The sequence below is a fragment of the Cellulomonas sp. P2_B4 genome (assembly GCF_056404795.1).
Window position 1 is genome coordinate 325,950 of sequence record NZ_JBFUDI010000002.1, and the last position, 21,379, is coordinate 347,328.

Genomic DNA, 21,379 nt, shown 5'->3' on the forward strand with positions numbered 1-21,379 from the left:
GTGCCGTCAGGCGTCGGCGTCCTTGGCGGCGGCCTTGATGTCCTGGGCGACGACGTCCTCGATCGCGCCCTCGACGATCCGGTCGGCCTTCTCGAGCGCCTTGCGGATCTTGACCTCGCCGGGGTCGGAGACGAGCGCGAGCAGACCCGAGTGACCGGGCAGGATCGCGTCCTCGAGCTCCTTGGCCAGCTCGCCCTTGTTCTTCAGCTCGCGCACCTTGCCGATGGCGGCACCCGCACCACCCAGCACCGCGGCGCTGCCGATGATCGACGGCGGGAAGATCACGCCGAGCGCGATCCCGCCGACGATGCCCCACTTGAGGCCCGACTTGGTGCTGTGGTCGGTCGCCTTCTGGACCTCGAGCTTGCCGTCCTGCGTGCGCTTGACGACGACGACACCCTCGATCTCGACGGTGCGCCCGTCCTCGAGCTCCTCGAGGACCTGGTAGGCCTCCCAGGCGGTGTCCAGGTCGGCGAAGTCGGCGACGAGCAGCGTGTACGCCCCGTCGCTCACGGCGGCGACGACCTCGATGTCGTTGTCCTCAGACATGTGTAGCTCCTTGACGTGAAGTGCATGAATCCGGGCGATCCGACTGTAGCCGCTGGTCAGGCCCGCGGCGGACGGCAGCGGATGACCTCCAGGTGAACGCCGCGCAGATCGAGCGGGCCCGCGTCGTAGGGCACCACGAGGGTCTGCCCTGCCTGCAGCTGCTGCGCGCCTGCGAGCGTCCCCGCGCCGGCGACGACGACCAGGACGCTGTAACCCGCGTCGAGGGTCGCGTCGCCCCGGAGCCGTTCCGCGCGGAAGAACGGTGCGGCGTCCGGCAGCAGGTCCCCCGTGGTCGACGCCCGCGCGCCGCGCAGGAGTGCGATCTCGTCGGCGGACCAGCCGCGCCGGTCGACCGCCGCCAGCGCGGCGTCGAAGCCGACACCGAGGTGGCCGTCGCGGGGCCCGTCGATGTCGAAGCCGGTCCACTCGAGCAGGATCGACAGGTCCGTGGGCTCCTGCAGCTCGACCAGGAACGCCCCCTCGCCGATCGCGTGCGGCAGGCCGGCCGGGACGAGGACCGCGTCCCCGGCCGCGAGCGGCACCCGGTGCATCGCGTGCAGCATCGCGTCCACATCCTGCGTGTCCGTCCACCGGGTCAGCTCGTCCACGGAGACGCCGCGCGTGAAGCCGAGGTGGACCGTCGCCGGCTCGAGCATGACCCACGCCTCGGTCTTGCCGTTCGCGAGGCCCAGGTGCTCGGCGGCGAACGCCACGTCCGGGTGGGCGTGCACCGGCAGCCTCTGGCCCGCGTCGAGCAGCTTCACCAGCAGCTCGGGGTTGTCGCCGAACGCCGCCACGTGCTCCGGGCCGAGCCAGCCCAGCGGGTCGCGGGCGATCGCGTCGGCCAGAAGGTCGCCTCCGGGCAGCGTCGAGAGGCCGAGCATCGACTCGCCGAACAGAGTCGTGGTCGACGCGACCCAGTCCTCGGGCACGTGGTGCGAGCGCACCTGTTCGCCACGGAACGCCGCGATGCGGTCGCCGCCCGCGTAGAACCGGTCCGGCGGCTGGTTCGCCCGGAGCTGCTGCGCCGAAACGTTCATCTCCTAGTGCTCGAGGTCGCGCGGAACGACGACCACGCGGACGGCAGTGCGCCACTGCTCCCCCGGCTCGAGGACCGGGGCGCGCCCGCGAAGGGCCGGTCGCGCTCGGGGCCGAACAGCGGGGCGTTGGTCGGCTCGACGCCGAGCACCCAGGCCCCGGTCGCGGGCCAGCTCCAGGTGCACAGGCGGGGCAGGATTTGGGCGGACCACTCGACGAGCACGTCTGCATGCGGTCCACCGGTCAGCAGGGCGCGCGCCCAGCCGCCGTCCTGACGCAGGTCCCGGTGCTCTGCCACCACGGGCTCGGCGCCGAGCGACGGCGACGGCATCCGCAGCGGGTGCCGGCCGGGCGGCAGCGGGTCGCGCAGGACCGGTTCCGCCGCGACGACCTCGAGCGCGCCGCCGGGCGCGAGCAGGGGTGCGCCGAGGTTGACGTGGTAGAGCAGCGGCACGCCGGCCGGGGCGTCCCCGACGTTGCGGACGACGTCGATGACCTCGACGCACGGCGACCCCGTCGCCGTGACGATCTCGCGCTCGACGACGATCCGCGGGCCGCCCAGCGACGTGTGCGCGACCAGCCCGTGCACGTGCACCTCGACGCCAGACTGCGTGCGCTCGCGCCACCACCGGACCTCGTGCGCGGGCGTCAGGTGGTGCGTGCCGTGCTGTCCCGACGAGCCCCGCGGCGGGCCGATGTTGTCCGGTCCGCAGGTAGCCAGCTGGCCGCCGAGGAACCGCGACTCCCAGTCGCGTCCGGGACCGGGGTCGACGGGGTTCGGGGAGCGCCACGCCACGGGTGTCCCGCCCCACCATGCCGCGCCGAGGTCGAGGCCCCGGTCGGGCAGGACGTCGAGGTGCAGCCCGTCGAGCAGCCGCAGCGACAGGACCCGCTCACCCCGTGCGCTGATTCCTTCCCAGACGCTCGCGACACCGTCCGGCAGGGCAGTGAACCCGTCGTCCAGGAGCGTCACGACAGGGCCGCCAGGAAGCCGCCGACGAAGGTGTCGCCGAGGCCGATCGTCGTCGGGTCGTCCGTGGTCAGCGCGAAGGCGGGGACGCACACCACCCGGTCGGGCAGCGCGCTCTCGATCGCCTCGCCGAACGCGACACCCTCGGGGCTGACCGGCCGCTCGACCATCCCGGCGTAGTCGTCGGCGGTGAAACCGTCGCCGAGCAGGTACCGGACCCCTGCCATCGTCACCCCGCCCCGCAGCGCCGCGCGGTACCGCCAGGCGTGCATGCTGACCGCCAGGGCCCAGTGCTTCGTGTGCACGACGAGCGCTGGGACGGGCACCAGGTGGTGCAGGCTCAGCAGCGCCTCGGCGACCTCCCCCGCGTCCAGCAGGTCGAGCGAGCGCCCGACGTACGCCTGCAGCTCGTCCTCGTTGAGGCTGTACACGTCGATCAGGTCGACCAGCGCCTCCCGCGCGTGCGCGGCCAGCGCCGGGACGTGGAAGCCCGCGTCCTCGTAGACCACGACCGCCCGGTCCGGCAGGAACTCGATCGCCTTGCGCGTCTCGGCCAGGCGCTCGTCGAGCACGGTCGGGTCCTGGATCGTGTTGAAGCCCGACACCAGGAACACGTCAGCGTCCGTCAGGGCCGGCCCGAGGTCCGGGCTCAGGCGGAGCTCCCGGTTGGGCGGGTCGTTGGTGTAGATGATGCGGTTGGGGTGGGCGGCCGTGACATCGACGTCGCCCGCGGCGATGTGCGCCCCGGCCGCAAACTGCACGATCAGGTGCGGGTCGGTCGTGTCCTGCGTCGCGCTGCAGAGATAGTCGACCGATGCCGGCAGGAGCCGGCGCACGTGGTCGTCGATGCTCACCAGGTGCACGGTGCTCGGGATGCCGAGCTTGTCCATGGCGAGCGCGGCCCGGACGCACGTGCCGCCCAGCGTGATGCGCCGCTCGAACCGGGCGGCGAACACCTCGACGATGTCGGAGGAGGCGACGAACCGCTCTCCCCCGACGCCGTCGCGGACGAAGGCCAGCAACGTCCTGAGCAGGTCTCGCTCGGACTCGATCGGAACCGTCGCGCTCACCTCGGCCRCGCGGATGGCGTACTCCAGGACCAGGGCCTCGACGACACGGGAGTCCCACCGGATCTCGTAGTCGACCGTGCCGCCGAGGCCCAGGACGAAGCTGGTGCTCATCTGGGTGTGCTGGTCCTTGTCCGTCAGTACAGGGTCGACTTGCCGGCCGCGTTGAAGAGGTCGATCTTCTGCGCGGCGGTCACCTTCATGGCCTCGATGCAGGGCGGCTGGATGGAGTTGGGCTCCCTCAGCGTCCCGTCGGCCAGGACCTCGCGCATCTTCTGGTGGTAGGCCACCTTGATGTCGCTGGAGATGTTGATCTTGTTCACACCGAGCTTGACCGACTGGCCGATCTCGTCGTCGGGGTTGTTCGAGCCACCGTGCAGCACGAGGGGCACGCGCACCTTGTCCTTGATCTGCGTGAGCAGGTCGAGCTTGAGCTCGGGCTTCATGGTCGACGGGTAGATGCCATGGCTCGTCCCGATCGCGATCGCGAGGCTGTCGACGCCCGTGCGCTCGACGAACTCGACCGCCTGGTCGGGGTCGGTGTAGATGATCTGCGAGGCGCCGTCCTCGGCCTCGTCGTCCATCTTCCCGATCGTGCCCAGCTCGCCCTCGACCGACAGGCCGACCGCGTGCGCCGCGTCGACGACCTTCCTGGTGATCGCGACGTTCTCCTCGAACGGAAGCATCGAACCGTCGATCATCACCGACGTGAAGCCGCACTGGATCGCCGTGAGGATCTGCTCGTAGGTGCCGCCGTGGTCCCAGTGGATCGTCACCGGGACGCTGGCGCGGTGGGCGCGCTGGATGATCGCCGGCATCACGTCCTCGCCGATGTGGCTCAGCTCGTCGGGGTGGATCGCGATGATGACCGGGGACTCCTTCTCCTCGCTGATCTCGATGATCCCGTTCAGCATCGCGTAGTCGCTGATGTTGAACGCCGGCACGGCGAAATCGTTGTCGTTCGCCACGGACAGCAGGTCTACGCCGTTCAGCAACATGGGTACAACTCTCCTTGCTAGTTGGACGTGCGGGTTGAATCAAACCTTGACGGCACCGGCCGTCATCCCACCGATGAAATACCGCTGGAAGAACAGGAAGAGTGCCAGCACGGGAATGCAGCCGAGAATGCTCATCGCCATCATCTCGTTCCACTCATAGGAATGCTGACCCATGAGGAGCTGGATGCCGATGGGCACCGTGCGCATGTCCTCCGTCCGCGTCAGGGTGAGCGCGAAGAGGAACTCGTTCCAGCAGATCATGAACGTGTAGACGCCCACGGAGACCAGACCGGGCACGGAGATGGGGACGAGGATGCGCCACAACGCGGTGAGCGGACCGGCGCCATCGACCTTGACGGCCTCGTCCAGCTCCTTGGGCAGCGTGTTGAAATACCCGGTGAGCATGATGATCGCGTAGGGCAGCGTGAACACCATGTAGGTGAGGATCAGGCCCTGGTAGGTGTTGTAGAGCTTGAGCGCGACGACCAGCCCGAAGTACGGGATGAGCAGGGTGATCGGCGGGACCGCCTGCACGCTGACGATCACGACGCTGAGGATCCGCTTGAACTTGAAGTCGTAGCGGCTGAACGCGTAGGCCGCGAGGATCGCGACGACGAGCGTCAGGAACGTCACCGACAAGGCGACCACGTAGCTGTTGAAGAAGAACCGCAGCTTGGTCGGGTCGGTGAAGATCGTCGTGTACGCGTCGAACGAGAACGACTTGGTGATGAGCCGCGGCGGGTACTGGAAGATCTCGAGGTTCGACTTGAACGAGCTCGAGAGCATCCACAGCACCGGGAAGCCCGCGAACACCGCGCCGACGAGCAGCCCGAGGATCAGGCCGCCCTTCTTGGCCCGACGCGTCCGTGCCTGCTTGACCGTCATGGGCCGGCGCGTCTGGGACGTCACCGGAGGAGAGACGACTGTCGCCATGGTCAGTCCCGCGCTTTCTGGTGCCTGGCGTAGAAGACGGCCAGGATCATCGACAGGAGAAGAATGATGACCGCGGCGGCCGAGGCCACGGAGAACTCGTACCGGCTGAATGCGAGCTTGTACGTGAACGTGCTCAACATCTCGGTGACATTGATCGGACCGCCGCCCGTCGTCATCCAGATCAGCGCGAACTGCTGGGACGTCCAGATGAAGTCCAGCAGAGCCATGCTGATGATGATCGGCCGCAGCTGCGGGATCGTGATGTTGAAGAATCGTTGGACCGCATTGGCGCCGTCCACGCGGGCCGCCTCGTAAAGGTCCGCCGGAATGCCCTGCAGCCCGGCCAGCAGGCTGATCATGAAGAACGGGTAGCCCGCCCAGATGTTGATGAACGTGACCGACATGAGCGCGTGCGACGGGGAGGCCAGCCACTCGACGTCGGAGTTCAGCAAGTAGTTGATGACACCGTTCGGGGCCAGCATCAGCCGCCACAGGACCGCGACGATCGCGACGGTGAAAAGCCACGGCAGGACGTAGATCACGCGGAACAGGCCGACGAGCCTGCTGCTGAGCAGCTTGGTGTTCAGCATCATCGCGAACGTCATGCCGATCAGCAGGTGTGCCGCGACGCTCACGATCGTGAAGAACAGGGTGTTGCGGATCGCGGTGAAGAACACCGGGTCCTGGACCACCTCGAGGTAGTTGTCGAGGCCGACGAACACCGGGTTCTTGTTGGTGATCACGCCGCTCAGGAGCGAGTAGCCGATGACCATGATGATCGGCGTGATCATCAGGACGAGCATCAGGACGACTGTCGGTGCCAGGAAGCCGTACGGCGTGGCCCGGCGCTTGAACAGGGTCCAGCGTGGGCGCTGCCGGGGGACGTCCGCGACCGGGACGGTCGGGCGTTCGAGCTGGGAAGTGGACACGGGCGGATCTCCTCGGGATCGCGGCCGCGCCAGGCGTCGTCTGTGAGGGCCTGGCGCGACCGCTGCGGTGTGAGGGCCTAGAACTCAGCCGTCCACGCGTCTTGTGCCTTCTGGAGGGTGTCGTCGACCGACTGGTCCCCCGAGAGCGTCTGCTGGAGCTGCTCGTCGAACTCGCGCATCAGCTGCTCAGCCACCGGCAGCCCGGTGAACTCGTTGGCCGGGTAGCCGGCCTTGTAGATGTCGAAGGCGGTCTGGTAGAGCGCGTCGTCACCGAGGAAGTCGGGCGTCGACTGGGTGTTGCCCGGGAACGCCTTGGCCATCGTCGACAGCTCGGAATTCGTCTCCTGCGACATCAGGAAGTCGATGAGCTTCCACGCCTCGGCCTTGTGCTTGCTGTTCTCGGCGACCCCGATGCCCCAGGACGCGTACGGGATGCCGCGCTCTCCGGAGTAGTCGTCGGCTGCCGGGATGGCGGCGATGGAGAACTTCAGGTCGGGGTTGGCCTCACGGATCGTGGTCACGTGGGCCAGGGAGTCGATCATCATGCCGACCCGGCCGTTGGTGAACTCCTCGACCTTGTCCTGCTCCTTCATGGTCAGCGCACCGGGAGCGACGTAGCCCTTGTCGTACATGTCGACGACGAAGTTCGTGGCGCTGGCGACGTCGTCGTTGGTGACGTCCGGCTTGCCGTCCTTGAGCATCGAGCCACCCGAGGCCCAGACCCAGGACATGACGTCGTTCTGGATGCCGTTCGGCGCCTCCATCGACAGCGGCAGGACCCAGCCGTGCACCTCGCCGCCGAGACCCGTGACCGCCTCGGCGGCGGACTCGAACTCGGTGCGGTTGGTGGGCGGCGCCGCCACACCGGCCTGCGTGAGCAGGTCGTCGTTGGTGAACATCGGGTACACGAAGTTCACCACCGGGATCATGTAGGTCGAACCATCGACCTGGATCTGGCTGGCCAGCTCGCTGTCGTCGTATCCGTTGTCGGACATGAGCGACGTGAGGTCGGCGAGCGATCCCTGCTTGGCGAAGTCGTTGACCCACGCGCCGTCGAGACCGACGACGTCCGACATGGTGCCGGCCGCGGACCCGGCGACGATCTGCTCCTTCGTCGAGGCGTACGGACCGCTGAGCAGCTTGACCTTGATGCCGGGGTTGGCAGCCTCGAAGTCGTCCATGACCCCGCGCAGCGCGCCGTCCGGAAGCTCGGGCTCCCACCACTGCGCGAACTCGAGCGTCACGTCCCCGCCTGAGGAAGCGCCGTCGTCCGAACCACTGCCACCGCTGCAGCCGGCCAGCACGATCGCGCCGGCGCCGAGGACCGCAATGAAGCGTCCACCGTGAGCTCCGTTGCCCATGACTCTCCCATCGTTGGTTGCCGCATCATGCGACTCCATGCGGACTTCTGCGTGTTTGCTCAACGTAGGCCCGGCCAAATCGGGCGTCAACCCCTGATTCGTGCCGGTCTGCAACTGGTACCCGAATCGTTACCTTGCGGTCAGATTTCGCAACACGTGTCCGTAACTGCAGGTCAGGACACATATTGTTTCTCGTGGCGGCGACCGGGCCCCTAGCTAGCCCGCTGCAGCAGCGTTGCACTTTCGTGCGTAGTTGCGCGGGGCTACCGTCGCAGAACCGCACGTCAGAGGCGATCTCGCGGGGTCGCCCTGGGTCCATGGGGCTCGACAAACCGCAGAACCTCGCAGGTTCGAGCGGTTTTGTGCTAGAAGTTCTGTGTGTCTGCGACCAGCCTGCCCACGTCCGAAGGCGACCGACGCCTCCCTGCCGGCCGCAAGGCCGACCTGGCCGCATTCGTCGGCGAGGTCGGACAGGTCACGGTCGCCCGGCTCGCCGAGCGCTTCGACGTCTCCCCCGACACGATCCGCCGCGACCTCGACCAGCTCGACGCGGACGGTGTGCTCATCCGGACGCACGGCGGGGCGGTCAGCCTCTCGGCCTTGCCACGCGCCGACACCGGCCTCGACGTGCGCCTGCGGCTGCAGACCGCGGCGAAGGAGCAGATCGGCGCGCTCGCGGCCGGGCTCATCGAGGACGGCACGGCGATCATGATCAACGCCGGCACCACGACGCTCGCGCTCGTGCGGCACCTGCGCGACCACCGCGAGCTGACGGTCGCGACGAACAGCCTGCGCATCCCGGCGGAGATCTCCCCGACCGTGTTCCGCGACCTCTACGTGTTCGGCGGCGCCGTCCGGCTCACCGCGCAGGCCACCGTCGGCCCGGTGAGCTTCCAGGCCGCGGTGGGCGACGACCGCGACATCCAGTGCGACCTCGCCCTGATCTCCGTCGGCGCGGTGTCCACGGGCGGCTACTCGACGAGCAATCTCGGCGAGGCCGCGATGATGAACGACATGATGGACCGGGCCTCGAGGGTCGCCATCCTGGCCGACTCCTCCAAGTTCGGCCGGCGGTTGTTCGCGCAGGTGGCCGACCTGGGCCGCGCCAACTACCTGGTCACGGACGCCGCCCCGCCCGCCGAGCTCGCGGACGCCCTGCGGGAGCACGACGTCGAGGTCCTTCTCCCGCCTGCGTAACCCTCGGTCCGCGACGCCGACGGACCGTCGCACCGCACGCGGAGCGCCGGGTCGGTGCGCGCCCCGACCTGGACCGTCAGACTCCCCCGGCCGCCTGCGCCGCGGCCTCGATCTCGGCGACGTAGGCGGCCCAGTCGATCTCCGGGATGTTCGGGTCGTCCGGCCGGCGGCCGACGCTGCCGTCGATGAGCTCGCGCACGATGTCGGCGTGGCCGGCGTGCCGTGCCGTCTCGACCGCCATGTGCACGAGCATCTGGTGCAGGGTCACCCTGCCCCGGTCGCCCCACCACGGGACGGTGCCGACGGCGTCGAGCGGCAGCGCCTCGATCGTCGCGTCACTGTGGGCAGCGCACCGGTGGTGCAGCTCCACGATCTGCTCGCGGCTCTCGTCGGCCGGGACCCACAGGTCCGCGTTGTCGGGCGCACCGTCCTCGAACCACGGCAGGTCGATGCCCGAGGGGCGGTCGAAGACCTCGCCGAAGTACCCGACCTCGACGCTCGCCACGTGCTTGACCAGGCCGAGCAGGTTGGTGCCCGTGCCGGTCATGGGCCGGCGGACGCTGTACTCGTCGAGCCCGTCGAGCTTGCTCAGCAGGCTCGCCCTCTGCTCCCGCAGGTACTCGTGCAAGGTCTCTTTCTCGTCGCTCATCCCGCCACTATGGCGGCGCGCTCCCACATCGGCCCATTCACAACTAATGAGTTGTGCAACAGAACGGTTGTGCATACGCTCGGTCCATGCCCGTTCTGGAGGACGACCTGACGCTCGTGTTCACCGCGCTCGCGGACCCCACCCGCCGCGCGATCCTCGAACGCCTCTCGCACGGTGATGCCACCGTGCACCAGCTCTCCGCACCCTTCGCGATGTCCCAGCAAGCCGTCTCCAAGCACCTGCTCGTGCTCGAGCGTGCCCAGCTCATCTCGCGCTCACGCATCGGGCAGTCGCGCCCGTGCTCGCTGGACGCCGAGCGCCTGGCCGAGGCCGTCCGCTGGATCGAGACCAACCGGCAGGTCTGGGCCGACCGGCACGACCGCCTCGCCGCCCACCTGGAGACGCTGTGACCGAGCTGACCTTCCGCCGGATCCACCAGGCGACGCCCGAGCTGCTGTTCGACTGCATGACCACGCCCGAGCACCTGACGCACTTCTGGGGTCCCCAGGGCACGACGACCCCGGTCGAGAACATCACCGTCGACCTGCGACCGGGCGGCGCGTTCGAGACCACCATGGTCAGCGAGTCCGACGGCGGGACGTACACGATGCGCGCTGTCTACGTGGAGATCGAACGGCCCGACCGCCTCGTCTGGCAGGACGTCGACACCGACATGCTCACCACGATCACGTTCGTGGACCTGCACGACGGGCGCACCGAGGTGGTCACCCACCAGAGCCGTGTGCCCGCACTCTTCGCGAACCCGCAGGCGCAGGCCGGGTTCGTCACCAGCCTGGACCGTTTCGACGCCTACATCCTCGACGGAGCACCCCGATGAGCACCCTGACCTCCACCGACGGCACCACCATCGCCTACACCCGCGCCGGAGACGGCCCGCCCCTGATCCTCGTCGACGGTGCGATGTGCTACCGCGGCGCAGGCCCGATGGACGCGATGGCAGAGCTGCTGCAGGACGCCTTCACCGTCTACACGTACGACCGTCGCGGGCGGGGCGGGAGCACCGACACCCACCCGTACTCGGTCGAGCGCGAGGTCGAGGACCTGTCGGCCCTGGTCGACCTCGCCGGCGGCTCCGTCGGCGTCTACGCGATGTCGTCGGGCGGCGCGCTGGCCCTCCGGACCGCCGCGACGAGACCGGGCCTCACGAGGCTGGCCCTGTACGAGCCGCCCTACACGGCGGAGGCGGGACTGCAGGAGCGCGCGGACCAGTACACGGCCGAGCTCACCGGCGCCCTCGCCGAGAAGCGGACCGGCGACGCGGTCGCGGCCTTCATGTCCTACGTCGGCGTCCCGGCGCCCGTCGTGGCCGGCATGCGCACGCAACCGGGCTGGGACCTGTTCGAGGCCATCGCGCCCACGCTCGCCTACGACAACGAGCTCATGACGGGCAGCCGCGTCCCGGGCGCGATCGCCCAGGCGGTCCACGCGCCGGTCCTGGTCGTCACCGGCGGAGCCAGCCCGCAGTTCCTGCACACCGCCGGGAAGGCCGTCGTGGACCAGCTGCCGCAGGGCGAGCACACGACCCTGGACGGGCAGACGCACGACGTCGACGCCGCGGCGCTGGCGCCCGTGCTCCGGGAGTTCTTCCTGCGCTGAGGTGCACTGTCTTCATCTGATCCGGATGATGACGTGCACCTCGGCGACGGAGAGTCTGCAGAGGGTGAGTCGTCGAACCCGGAGGCCTCGCATGCGTCTTTCCGTCCGAAGTTCCGTGCCGAGCCTCGTCGTGGTCGCCCTCCTGGCGCTCGCAGCATGCTCGTCGGACGAACCCGGCGCGGGACCCACGCCGACTCCTTCCCCCACCCCGACGCCGACCGGGCTGTCGGCGGCGGCGTGGGCCGACAACGTCTGCACGGCGCTGGGCGACCTCACGACCGACATCGGCGCCGTGGCGGACGGCCTGAGCGTGGAGCTGGGCTCCGGCGACGCGCTCGACCAGCTCAAGACGCAGCTGAGCGACAACATCGCGACGGCCGGAGCCTCGCTGGACGACCTCAGGTCGGCGATCGGTGACGCTCCTGACACCGAGGAGGCCGAGGCGTTCCAGGCGAGCCTGCAGACCAGCGCCGACGAGGTCGGCACCGCGACGCAGGAGGCCAGGGATGCCGCGCAGGAGGCCGCCGACGCCGAGAACGTGGCCGGCTTCCTGGGCTCGGCCGGTGCTGCGCTGACGGCGACCTCGGCCGCGATGACCGCCGCGAAGGACTACGCGACCACCCTCCTGACGACGGCCTCGAACTCCGGAGCGACGCTGAAGTCGGCGTTCGCGGACACCGAGAGCTGCACGGCCCTGAACGCGAAGTCCTGACGTGGGCGCCGAGCGGGATCGCGTCAATTCGTTCGGGAAGCTCGAGGACGGGCTGCTCCACGCCAGCGACTGGTACCTGTGGGGCCCGTACCTCAGCGAGCGCCAGTGGGGCACCGTCCGCGAGGACTACAGCGCCGACGGCGAGGCCTGGGACCACTTCCCGCACGACCAGGCGCGCTCGCGTGCCTACCGGTGGGGCGAGGACGGTATGGCCGGCTTCAGCGACATACAGCAGCGCCTCTGCCTGTCGCTGGCGCTCTGGAACGGCTCCGACCCGATCCTCAAGGAGCGGATGTTCGGCCTGACGGGCAACCAGGGCAACCATGGGGAGGACGTCAAGGAGTACTGGTGGTTCAAGGACGCCCTCCCGAGCCACGCGCTCAACCGCTGGCGCTACCACTACCCGCAGGGAGAGTTCCCGTACGAGGAGCTCGTTGCCGAGAACGGCCGACGGGACAAGCTCCAGCCCGAGTACGAGCTGCTGGACACCGGAGCCTTCGACGACGACCGGTTCTGGGCGGTCGAGGTGGAGTACACGAAGGACGGCCCGCACGACGTGCTGATGACGGTGCAGGTCACCAACGCCGGACCCGACACGGAGACCTTGCACGTCCTGCCGACGGTCTGGTTCCGGAACACCTGGTCGTGGGGCGACGACGAGCCCAAGCCGCAGCTGCGGGCGGGCGAGGGGTCGTCGATCGACATCGACCACCCGCTGTTCGGCGACCTGGAGCTCGTCGTCGGTCCCGGACCGGACGGCGTCGCTCCCCCGCTGCTGTTCTGCGACAACGAGACCAACGCCGCGAAGCTCTTCGACGTCGACGAGAGCCCTGCCTACCCCAAGGACGGGATCAACGACCACGTCCTGCACGGCGCGGACACGGTCGACCCGCGGCGTGCGGGTACCAAGGCTGCGGCCTGGTACCAGGTCGAGGTCGCGTCGCAGCAGACGGTCGAGCTGCGTCTGCGGCTGCGGCCGCGCGGCGGGGCGCGCCCGGCGCTCGGGTCGTCGTTCGACGCCGTCACCGCGCTGCGCCGCGCTGAGGCCGACGAGTTCTACGCCGAGCTGACGCCGGCGGGCACGAGCGCCGACGAGGCACTCGTCATGCGTCAGGCCTTCGCCGGGATGCTCTGGTCCAAGCAGCTCTACGCGTACGACGTCGGACGCTGGCTCGACGGCGACCCCGGGCAGCCGGTGCCCCCCGAGTCGCGCAAGACCGGGCGGAACAGCACGTGGCGCAGCTTCGACGCCTTCGACATCATGTCGATGCCCGACCCGTGGGAGTACCCCTGGTTCGCGGCGTGGGACCTGGCGTTCCACTGCGTCGCCCTCGCGCACATCGACCCCGCGTTCGCCAAGTACCAGCTCATCCTGATCTGCCGCGAGTGGTTCCAGCACCCCACGGGAGCGCTGCCCGCGTACGAGTGGTCGTTCGACGACCTCAACCCGCCGGTCCAGGCCTGGGCCGCACTCGAGGTGTTCGCGGTGGACGGGGGCACCGACCTCGACTTCCTGCGGCGCGTCTTCGACAAGCTGCTGGTCAACTTCACCTGGTGGATCAACCGCGAGGACGCCGACGGGTCCAACCTCTTCGAGGGCGGGTTCCTCGGGCTCGACAACATCGGCCCGATCGACCGCGACAGGCTGCCGGTCGAGGGCGTCCTGCAGCAGTCCGACGCGACCGCGTGGATGGGCCTGTACTCGCTGCACATGGCCACGATGGCGTTCGTCCTGCGCCGCCGGGGCAACCAGCCGACGCAGGACCTGACCATCAAGTTCCTCGAGCACTTCGCCCTGATCAAGAACGCCCTGGACGACCAGGGGCTCTGGGACGAGACCGACGGGTTCTTCTACGACCGCATCGCTCTCGACGACGGTCAGCGCATCCCCGTGAAGGTGCGCTCGATGGTCGGTGTCCTGCCCGTCCTCGCCGGGCTGGTGATCGACGAGTCGCTCATCTCGCAGGTGGGGACCCTCGGCAAGGGCTTCGCCAACCTCCTGGGCGATGCCCTGGACCCGGCGAACCTCACCCCGGGCAGCGGCGCCGTCCGGGGCACCCCCGGCGACCGCCGGATGCTCATCGGGGTCGTGGGTGTCGAGCGCATCGAACGGCTCTTCACGCGGCTCTTCGACGAGAGCGAGTTCCTCTCGCCCTACGGCCTGCGCGCCGTCTCGGCCACCCATCGGGACCACCCGTACGTGCTCGAGATCGGCGAGCTCACCGCGAGCATCGACTACGAGCCCGCCGAGTCCACGACCGCGATGTTCGGCGGCAACTCCAACTGGCGGGGTCCCATCTGGTTCCCGCTGAACTACCTGCTCGCGAGCTCCATCAGGGTCTACGGCACGTTCTTCGGCGACGACGCCCGCGTCGAGTTCCCGACGGGCTCGGGTGTGCACAAGTCGCTCACGGAGGTCGCCGAGGACCTGCGGACCCGATTGATCTCGTTGTTCACGCTCGGCGACGACGGACGTCGACCCTGCTACGGCTACGTCCCCCAGTTCCGGGACAACCCGCACTGGCAGGGGCTCGTGCAGTTCAACGAGTACTTCCACGGCGACAACGGGGCGGGACTCGGCGCTACCCACCAGACCGGCTGGACGGGGCTCGTCGCAGACCTGATCCGGCGTAGGCCCGGGTCCGGCGTCGCGTCGCTGAGCGATCTCCTGCACCTGCCGTCCAGCCCGTTCCCTTCCAGCACGGCCCCGCCCGGACCTGCCCCGACCAACCCCGTCCCACCCACGCGGTAGCGGCCATGGCCTCCGCTCTCGAGTCACGGGTCGTCAACGCCGCAGGGTTGGTCCAGGGCATCGTGCTCGTCACGTTCCCCGCCGCCAGCACGATCTTCACGTCGTCCGACGAGTACGACCTGTCGAGCACCCAGTACGGGACGCTGTTCCTGCCGCAGGTCGTCACCGCGATCTCGGGCTCGTTGCTGGGCAGCTCGCTCGCACGACGGTCCAGCACGAAGCGGGTCTGCCTGGCCGGACTGGTCTCCAGCCTGGTTGCGATGATCCTTCTGGTCGTCAGCGCACCCCTCGCCGGCGACACGGCGGCCTTCCCCCTGCTGCTCGTCGCGACCGCCTTCGTCGGCCTCGGCTTCGGGCTCACCGTGCCCGCGCTCAACACCTTCGCCGCCGCGTTCCACCCCGACCGCGTCGATCGCTCGGTGCTCGTGCTCAACGCTCTGCTCGGCCTGGGCACCGCTCTGGCTCCCGTGTTCGTCGCCGTCTTCGTGGGCCTCGGCATCTGGTKGGGGCTGCCGTTGCTGTCCGTCCTGCTGCTGGTCTTCCTGCTCGTCGTCAGCGCCCGGCTGCCGCTGAGGATCGCCACCACGCAGGCAGCACGTTCCACCGGCTCCGTACCAGCGCGGTTCTGGCTGTTCGCGGCCGCGGCCGTGCTGTACGGCATCTGCGAGACGATGAACGGCAACTGGGCCCAGCAGGACATGACGGGCCGGCTCGGCGCGTCCGCGACCGTTGCCTCGATCGCGCTCAGCGCGTTCTGGGGCATGGTGACGGTCGGTCGGCTCCTCATCGCGGCCGTGCAGCGTCGGTTCCCTGCCGCGAGCGCGTACCGGCTCCTGCCGTTCGTGCTCGCACTGGCCCTGGGGCTCATCGCCGCGCTCCCGGAGGGCAGTCAGGTCGCCGGTGTCGTGGCGTTCGGGCTGGCAGGCCTCGGCTGCTCGGCGCTCCTGCCGTTGACCATCAGCTTCGGTCAGGGCCAGCTGGTGACCATGTCGACGGCCGCGGCCGGTGCGATCATCGCGTTCTACCAGCTCGGATACGGCGTCGCCGCCTTCGGCACCGGTCCCTTGCAGGACTCCGGCGTCTCGCTGTCGACCCTCTTCGCCGGCACCGCCGTGCTCGCGCTCGTTCTCGGCGTCTGCGCCTTCGTGATCACCTCGGCCCGGACCACCCGCTCCAGCACCTCGTGAGGACCGCATCGTGAGTGCCACCGGCACCCTTCCTGTACCTGTCCGGTCGACCCCGGGCTCGGCCTTCCCGCTCGGCTCCACGCTGCTGCCCGGGGGTACCAACTTCGCCGTGGCGTCCGACGTCGCGGTCGGCATGATCCTGTGCCTCTTCGACGCCGACGGCACCGAGCACCAGGTCCCGCTGGTCGACAACGACGCTGGTGTGTGGCACGCGTTCGTCCCGGGGGTCGAGGCAGGCACGCCCTACGGGTTCCGTGCCACCGGTCCGTGGGACCCGTCGAGGGGTCTGCGCTGCAACCCGGCCAAGCTGCTCCTGGACCCGTACGCGCGAGCCATCACCGGTGAGGTGGTCTTCGGCCCGGAGGTCCTCGGGTTCGCCGAGGGCTCCCCCGACGTGCCGAGCCTCCTGGACTCCGCCGCCCACGTGCCCCGCAGCGTGGTCGTCGACCAGTCCTTCGACTGGGAGGGGGACGTGCACCCGGGGACCAACTACGCCGACACGGTCTTCTACGAGGCCCACGTCAAGGGGCTGACGGCCCTGCACCCTGACGTCCCCGCCGAGCTGCGTGGCACCTATGCGGCGCTCGGGCACCCCTCGGTCATCGCCCACCTGGTCGAGCTCGGCGTCACGTCGGTCGAGCTGCTGCCTGTGCACCACAGCGTCCCCGAAGCGTTTCTCGCCCAGAGCGGGCGCACCAACTACTGGGGCTACAACACGATCGGCTACCTGGCGCCCCACGAGGGGTACTCGGCGCACGCGCGCGCCGGTCTGGTCGGCGGGCAGGTGGACGAGTTCAAGACGATGGTCAAGCGGCTGCACGCCGCCGGGCTCGAGGTCATCCTCGACGTCGTCTTCAACCACACCGCAGAGGCGGGCGACGGCGGTCCCACGCTGTGCCACCGCGGCATCGACAACCCCGCCTACTACCGCCTGAGCCCCGCCGACCCGCGCTACTACGTCGACACGACCGGTTGCGGGAACTCGCTCAACGTCGACCATGCGACCACGCTGCGGCTGATCATGGACTCGCTGCGCTACTGGATCCTCGAGATGCACGTGGACGGCTTCCGCTTCGACCTGGCGACCACGCTCGCGCGCGAGGACGGGAGCTTCGAACGCACGGCCTCGTTCTTCGACCTGATCACCCAGGACCCCGTCGTCGGCCGGACCAAGCTCATCGCAGAGCCGTGGGACGTCGGCCAGATGGACAGCTACAGCCTGGGCCGGTTCCCCCCGCTGTGGAGCGAGTGGAACGGTCGGTACCGCGACGGGGTGCGCGACTTCTGGCGCGGCACCGACGGGATGCTCGGCGAGCTCGCCACCCGGCTGTCCGGCTCGTCGGACCTGTTCGGCGGCTCGGTCCGGCGCCCGTCGGCGTCGATCAACCTGGTCACGGTGCACGACGGCTTCACGCTGCGCGACCTGGTCAGCTACGACCAGAAGCACAACGAGGCCAACGGCGAGGAGAACCGCGACGGCTCCACCGACAACCGGTCGTGGAACAGCGGCGCCGAGGGGCCGACCGACGACGAGGCGGTCGAGGAGCTGCGCGGGCTGCGCACCCGCGCGATCCTCACGACGCTGATGACCTCGCTCGGTGCACCGCTGCTGCTCGGGGGCGACGAGCTCGGACGGACCCAGGACGGCAACAACAACGCGTACTGCCAGGACGGCCCGATCGCGTGGGTGGACTGGTCGACGGCTGACCCGACCCTGCTGACGTTCACCCGACGCCTGATCGCTCTGCGCCGGGCGCACCCGGTCCTGCGGCGGCGACGGTTCCTGACCGGCGCGCAGGCCGAGGAGATCGGCTGGTACGCGACCACCGGACAGTTCATGACCGGCGCCGACTGGTCCGACCCCCGCGCGCGCTGCGTCGCGATGTACCTGGACGGCTCGGACGCCCCCGATCGCGACGACCTCGGTGCGCCGCTCGTCGACACCGACCTGCTCCTCCTGGTCAACGGATGGTCGGGCGACGTCGAGTTCACGGTGCCGGACGCCCGCCCCGGGGCGAGCTGGACAGCGGCGCTGGACTCGTCCGAACCGACGGGCGCTCCCGCCGTCGTGGCGCCGCGGAGCGCCGGCGCGCGCGTGTGGGTGCCCGGCTGGTCGGTGCTCGTCCTGACGAGCCCTCCACCGACGGCGTGACGACAAGTCCCAAATTCCGACCCGCTTAGTCCAATATTCGAGACGTGGGTGTCGCCCCACGCCTGGGACCGCCATCCTCTTCACATGCAGACCAGCCGCGCCGCCTCGACGTGTTGTCACGTCGTCATGGCTTCCGCGTGCCCCTGCTGTCCGCGGAGCATCTGAACCCTCGGCCCCGTCCCCCCTCGGCCGCGCGTTCACCGCCCGGCCCCCGTCACGGACGACGGCCTGGTAGGACCGCGTGCCACCCCCGTCCCCCGCGGAGGAAACGCCCTCATGGCGTCCACCTTGTTCGTTCCTGCCCGAGTCCCTGGCCGTGCCGTCGCGCACGAGCCGGTCCGTGCTGCCGCGCGATGTCGGCGATGTCCGTCGCCCGCCCGCCGCACGCGTTGACCGACCGACTCGATCCCGAAGGACCCTGACATGACCGCTCGCCCCGCGCACCGCGCGCGCCGCCTTGCCGCCACCTTCACCGCCCTGCTCACCGCGGGCGTCCTCGCCTCCCTCGCCGCCTGCTCCTCGGACGCCGGCGCGACCGCCGAGCCGTCGGCGACCGCGACCGACGACGCGCCGGCCGCGCTCGCGGAGGCCCCCGAGCTGCGTCTCGGCTACTTCGCCAACGTCACGCACGCGCTGCCCCTGATCGGTGTGGAGGACGGCACCTACCAGAAGACGCTCGGCGACACGAAGCTGACCACGGAGATCTTCAACGCCGGACCGGCCGCCGTCGAGGCGCTGTTCGGCGGTGCGATCGACGCCGCGTATGTCGGCCCGAACCCGGCCATCAACGCGTTCGCGCAGTCGAACGGCGAGGCCATCCGCATCGTCGCCGGTGCGACGTCCGGCGGTGCGCAGCTCGTCGTGAACGACTCGATCACGACGGCGGCAGACCTCAAGGGCAAGACGCTGGCCACGCCTCAGCTCGGCAACACCCAGGACGTCGCCCTGCGCGCCTGGCTCGACGACCAGGACCTCAGCAGCTCGCTCACGGGTGCGGCCTCGGACGTGAACATCGTCCCGCAGGAGAACTCGCAGACCCTGGACGCCTTCAAGGCGGGCCAGGTCGACGGCGCGTGGCTTCCCGAGCCGTGGGCCTCGCGGCTGGTCGACGCCGGCGCGCACGTGCTCGTCGACGAGAAGGACCTGTGGCCGGACGGCGACTTCGTCACCACGCACCTCATCGTCTCCACCGAGTACCTCGACAAGTACCCCGGTACGGTGAAGAAGCTGATCGAGGCGGAGTACGCGACCAACGAGTGGATCACCGCCAACCCGGACGCCGCCAAGACCGCGGCCAACGCGAACATCGAGAAGCTCACCGGCAAGCCGCTGGCCGACGGTGTGCTCGACCGGGCGTGGGGCAACCTGCGTCTGACGCTCGACCCGATCGCGTCGAGCCTGCAGACGTCCGCGGACCACGCCGTCGCGGTCGGCACCTCCAAGGAGACCGACCTCACGGGCATCTACGACCTCACGCTCCTCAACCAGGTGCTCGAGGCCAACGGACAGAAGGCGGCGGACGACGCCGGGTTGGGAGCAGGCGGCAAGTGACCACCACCGCGACGGCGGCCGGCGGCCCGGGCATCTCCGATGCCCCGGCCGCCGTTGCGGCGCGCCTCACCGACGTCACCCAGCACTTCGGCGAGGCCTCGCGCCCGCCGGTCCTCGAGCACATCGACCTGACGGTCGAGCCCGGGGAGTTCGTCTGCCTGCTCGGCGCCTCCGGGTGCGGCAAGTCGACGCTCCTCTCGCTCGTCGCCGGGCTGGACAAGCCCGTCAGCGGCACGGTCGAGGTGCCGGGCGGCCGGCCCGCGCTGATGTTCCAGGAGCCCGCTCTCTATCCCTGGCTCTCCGCCGGCTCGAACGTCGAGCTGGCGCTGCGTCTGCGCGGCGTGCCCCGCAAGGAGCGCAAGACGGAGGCGCAGCGACTGCTGTCGCTGGTCCGGCTCGACGGTGCCGCGCCCAAGCGCGTGCACGAGCTGTCCGGCGGCATGCGGCAGCGCGTCGCGCTGGCCCGCGCGCTCGCGCAGGAGGGCGACCTCCTGCTCATGGACGAGCCGTTCGCCGCGCTCGACGCGATCACGCGCGACGTCCTGCACGAGGAGCTCACCCGGATCTGGTCGGAGACCGGCCGCGCCGTGATCTTCGTGACCCACAACGTGCGCGAGGCCGTCCGGCTCGGCCAGCGCGTCGTCCTGCTGTCGTCTCGACCCGGTCGGGTGGTGCGCGAGTGGCGCATCGACATCCCGCAGCCGCGTCGCATCGAGGACGCCGACGTGTCCGCGCTCAGTGCCGAGATCACCGAGCACCTGCGTGAGGAGATCGCCCGCCATGGCCACTGAGACCACCGCGCCGGTCACGGCCCCGGTCCACGAGAAGCCGTCCGACAGCGCCCTGGCGGCGGGGCTCGACGCGCTCGAGACCCCGATCCTCAACCCGCGCCCGTCGTTCCTGTCCCAGGTCTGGCGTTCGGCCTGGCCCGTGCTCGCCGCGCTCGTCGCCCTCGTCGTCGTCTGGCAGATCGCGTTCGTGCTCGAGCTCAAGCCGCCCTACGCGCTGCCCAGCCCGGCCGACACCTGGCAGACGTTCCTTACCACGGTGCAGGACGGCACGGCGTGGCTCGCGATGAGCACGAGCGTCCGTCGCGCGGCGGTCGGCTTCGTGATGTCGGTCGTCGCCGGTGTCGCGATCGGTACCGCGCTGGCCGCCTCGCCGCTGCTGCGCCGCGCGTTCGGACCGATCATCACCGGCCTGCAGTCCCTGCCGTCGGTCGCCTGGGTGCCCGCCGCCATCATCTGGTTCGGCCTGACCGACGCGACGATGTACGCGGTCATCCTGCTCGGCGCCGTCCCGTCGATCGTCAACGGCCTGCTCACGGGCACCGACCAGGTGCCGCCCCTGTTCCTGCGGGTCGGCCAGGTGCTGGGCGCCCGCGGCTGGACGCGGATCCGGTACGTGCTGCTGCCGGCCGCGCTGCCGGGCTTCCTCGGCGGGCTCAAGCAGGGCTGGGCGTTCGCGTGGCGCTCGCTCATGGCGGCCGAGCTCATCACCGTGTCCATCGGGGGTGGCCTCGGCCAGCTCCTCGACACGGGCCGCAGCCTCAACGACATGTCGCTGGTCATCGTGTCGATCTTCCTGATCTTCCTGGTGGGCATCGCGATCGAGCTCATCGTCTTCTCGCCGCTCGAGCGCTCGGTGCTCCACGCGCGCGGGCTGACGGGCCAGACGTCGAGCACGGGACGTCGCAAGTAGGACCTGTCGGCGGTTC

At 69.8% G+C, this 21,379-nt stretch carries 20 protein-coding genes; 11 read left to right on the forward strand and 9 right to left on the reverse strand.

Going from position 1 to position 21,379, the window contains the following annotated elements; translation table 11 throughout:
• Positions 1-6: 6 nt before the first annotated feature.
• The 8 genes from AC1DZC_RS04145 to AC1DZC_RS04180 form a co-directional block, all read right to left on the reverse strand.
• Positions 7-549 carry a DUF1269 domain-containing protein gene (locus AC1DZC_RS04145; protein WP_477039124.1) on the reverse strand — a complete coding sequence of 181 codons (543 nt, stop codon included), beginning with the start codon at positions 547-549 and terminating at the stop codon, positions 7-9.
• A gap of 56 nt (positions 550-605) precedes the next feature.
• The gene (locus AC1DZC_RS04150; protein WP_477042360.1) at positions 606-1,589 is read right to left on the reverse strand and encodes a class I mannose-6-phosphate isomerase; all 984 of its coding nucleotides are present in this window, start codon (positions 1,587-1,589) and stop codon (positions 606-608) included.
• Entirely contained in the window at positions 1,586-2,560 is a 975-nt protein-coding gene (locus AC1DZC_RS04155) for a DUF4432 family protein (protein WP_477042361.1), read from the reverse strand. The genes AC1DZC_RS04150 and AC1DZC_RS04155 overlap by 4 nt, the downstream gene beginning before the upstream one ends.
• Positions 2,557-3,738, reverse strand: a complete 1,182-nt coding sequence (locus AC1DZC_RS04160) for an ADP-dependent glucokinase/phosphofructokinase (RefSeq protein ID WP_477042362.1) — start codon at positions 3,736-3,738, stop codon at positions 2,557-2,559. Before AC1DZC_RS04160 ends, AC1DZC_RS04155 begins: the two co-directional genes overlap by 4 nt.
• Positions 3,739-3,761: 23 nt before the next feature.
• Positions 3,762-4,622, reverse strand: coding sequence for a ketose-bisphosphate aldolase (locus AC1DZC_RS04165; protein WP_477042363.1), 861 nt, complete (start codon positions 4,620-4,622; stop codon positions 3,762-3,764).
• Between the two features lie 39 nt (positions 4,623-4,661).
• Positions 4,662-5,507: a carbohydrate ABC transporter permease gene (locus AC1DZC_RS04170; RefSeq protein WP_477042364.1), complete on the reverse strand. Its 846-nt coding sequence runs from the start codon at positions 5,505-5,507 to the stop codon at positions 4,662-4,664.
• Between the two features lie 50 nt (positions 5,508-5,557).
• Positions 5,558-6,484 carry a carbohydrate ABC transporter permease gene (locus tag AC1DZC_RS04175; RefSeq protein ID WP_477042365.1) on the reverse strand — a complete coding sequence of 309 codons (927 nt, stop codon included), beginning with the start codon at positions 6,482-6,484 and terminating at the stop codon, positions 5,558-5,560.
• A gap of 77 nt (positions 6,485-6,561) precedes the next feature.
• Entirely contained in the window at positions 6,562-7,728 is a 1,167-nt protein-coding gene (locus AC1DZC_RS04180) for an ABC transporter substrate-binding protein (RefSeq protein WP_477042366.1), read from the reverse strand.
• A gap of 495 nt (positions 7,729-8,223) precedes the next feature.
• Between AC1DZC_RS04180 and AC1DZC_RS04185 the strand changes: the two genes are divergently transcribed.
• Positions 8,224-9,042, forward strand: coding sequence for a DeoR/GlpR family DNA-binding transcription regulator (locus AC1DZC_RS04185; protein WP_477042367.1), 819 nt, complete (start codon positions 8,224-8,226; stop codon positions 9,040-9,042).
• Between the two features lie 76 nt (positions 9,043-9,118).
• On the opposite strand, the gene AC1DZC_RS04190 is transcribed toward AC1DZC_RS04185, so the two are convergent.
• A complete protein-coding gene (locus AC1DZC_RS04190; protein WP_477042368.1) occupies positions 9,119-9,691 on the reverse strand; it encodes a DinB family protein in 573 nt (190 codons plus the stop codon).
• Positions 9,692-9,777: 86 nt separating this feature from the next.
• Between AC1DZC_RS04190 and AC1DZC_RS04195 the strand changes: the two genes are divergently transcribed.
• The 10 genes from AC1DZC_RS04195 (at position 9,778) to AC1DZC_RS04240 (ending at position 21,363) form a co-directional block, all read left to right on the forward strand.
• Complete coding sequence (locus AC1DZC_RS04195) at positions 9,778-10,101, forward strand: ArsR/SmtB family transcription factor (RefSeq protein ID WP_477042369.1); 324 nt, start codon at positions 9,778-9,780, stop codon at positions 10,099-10,101.
• Positions 10,098-10,529, forward strand: coding sequence for an SRPBCC family protein (locus tag AC1DZC_RS04200; RefSeq protein ID WP_477042370.1), 432 nt, complete (start codon positions 10,098-10,100; stop codon positions 10,527-10,529). The genes AC1DZC_RS04195 and AC1DZC_RS04200 overlap by 4 nt, the downstream gene beginning before the upstream one ends.
• Positions 10,526-11,308: an alpha/beta fold hydrolase gene (locus tag AC1DZC_RS04205; RefSeq protein ID WP_477042371.1), complete on the forward strand. Its 783-nt coding sequence runs from the start codon at positions 10,526-10,528 to the stop codon at positions 11,306-11,308. The genes AC1DZC_RS04200 and AC1DZC_RS04205 overlap by 4 nt, the downstream gene beginning before the upstream one ends.
• Before the next feature lie 91 nt (positions 11,309-11,399).
• Complete coding sequence (locus AC1DZC_RS04210; RefSeq protein ID WP_477042372.1) at positions 11,400-12,020, forward strand: hypothetical protein; 621 nt, start codon at positions 11,400-11,402, stop codon at positions 12,018-12,020.
• Between the two features lies 1 nt (position 12,021).
• A complete protein-coding gene (locus AC1DZC_RS04215) occupies positions 12,022-14,772 on the forward strand; it encodes an MGH1-like glycoside hydrolase domain-containing protein (RefSeq protein ID WP_477042373.1) in 2,751 nt (916 codons plus the stop codon).
• Between the two features lie 5 nt (positions 14,773-14,777).
• Positions 14,778-15,959, forward strand: coding sequence for an MFS transporter (locus tag AC1DZC_RS04220; protein ID WP_477042374.1), 1,182 nt, complete (start codon positions 14,778-14,780; stop codon positions 15,957-15,959).
• Positions 15,960-15,969: 10 nt separating this feature from the next.
• The gene (gene glgX / locus AC1DZC_RS04225) at positions 15,970-18,111 is read left to right on the forward strand and encodes a glycogen debranching protein GlgX (protein WP_477042375.1); all 2,142 of its coding nucleotides are present in this window, start codon (positions 15,970-15,972) and stop codon (positions 18,109-18,111) included.
• Between the two features lie 423 nt (positions 18,112-18,534).
• Positions 18,535-19,662, forward strand: coding sequence for an ABC transporter substrate-binding protein (locus AC1DZC_RS04230; RefSeq protein WP_477039141.1), 1,128 nt, complete (start codon positions 18,535-18,537; stop codon positions 19,660-19,662).
• A 32-nt stretch (positions 19,663-19,694) separates the two neighbouring features.
• Positions 19,695-20,453 carry an ABC transporter ATP-binding protein gene (locus AC1DZC_RS04235; protein ID WP_477042456.1) on the forward strand — a complete coding sequence of 253 codons (759 nt, stop codon included), beginning with the start codon at positions 19,695-19,697 and terminating at the stop codon, positions 20,451-20,453.
• Entirely contained in the window at positions 20,443-21,363 is a 921-nt protein-coding gene (locus AC1DZC_RS04240; protein WP_477042376.1) for an ABC transporter permease, read from the forward strand. The genes AC1DZC_RS04235 and AC1DZC_RS04240 overlap by 11 nt, the downstream gene beginning before the upstream one ends.
• Positions 21,364-21,379: the final 16 nt, after the last annotated feature.

Excerpts from the sequence above, each read along its gene's own strand:
- AC1DZC_RS04145 (WP_477039124.1), bottom strand. The coding sequence starts at position 549 with ATGTCTGAGGACAACGACATCGAGGTCGTCGCCGCCGTGAGCGACGGG.
- AC1DZC_RS04150 (WP_477042360.1), bottom strand. The coding sequence starts at position 1,589 with ATGAACGTTTCGGCGCAGCAGCTCCGGGCGAACCAGCCGCCGGACCGG.
- AC1DZC_RS04165 (WP_477042363.1), bottom strand. The coding sequence starts at position 4,622 with ATGTTGCTGAACGGCGTAGACCTGCTGTCCGTGGCGAACGACAACGAT.
- AC1DZC_RS04170 (WP_477042364.1), bottom strand. The coding sequence starts at position 5,507 with ATGACGGTCAAGCAGGCACGGACGCGTCGGGCCAAGAAGGGCGGCCTG.
- AC1DZC_RS04190 (WP_477042368.1), bottom strand. The coding sequence starts at position 9,691 with ATGAGCGACGAGAAAGAGACCTTGCACGAGTACCTGCGGGAGCAGAGG.
- AC1DZC_RS04195 (WP_477042369.1), top strand. The coding sequence starts at position 9,778 with ATGCCCGTTCTGGAGGACGACCTGACGCTCGTGTTCACCGCGCTCGCG.
- AC1DZC_RS04205 (WP_477042371.1), top strand. The coding sequence starts at position 10,526 with ATGAGCACCCTGACCTCCACCGACGGCACCACCATCGCCTACACCCGC.
- AC1DZC_RS04210 (WP_477042372.1), top strand. The coding sequence starts at position 11,400 with ATGCGTCTTTCCGTCCGAAGTTCCGTGCCGAGCCTCGTCGTGGTCGCC.
- AC1DZC_RS04230 (WP_477039141.1), top strand. The coding sequence starts at position 18,535 with ATGACCGCTCGCCCCGCGCACCGCGCGCGCCGCCTTGCCGCCACCTTC.
- AC1DZC_RS04240 (WP_477042376.1), top strand. The coding sequence starts at position 20,443 with ATGGCCACTGAGACCACCGCGCCGGTCACGGCCCCGGTCCACGAGAAG.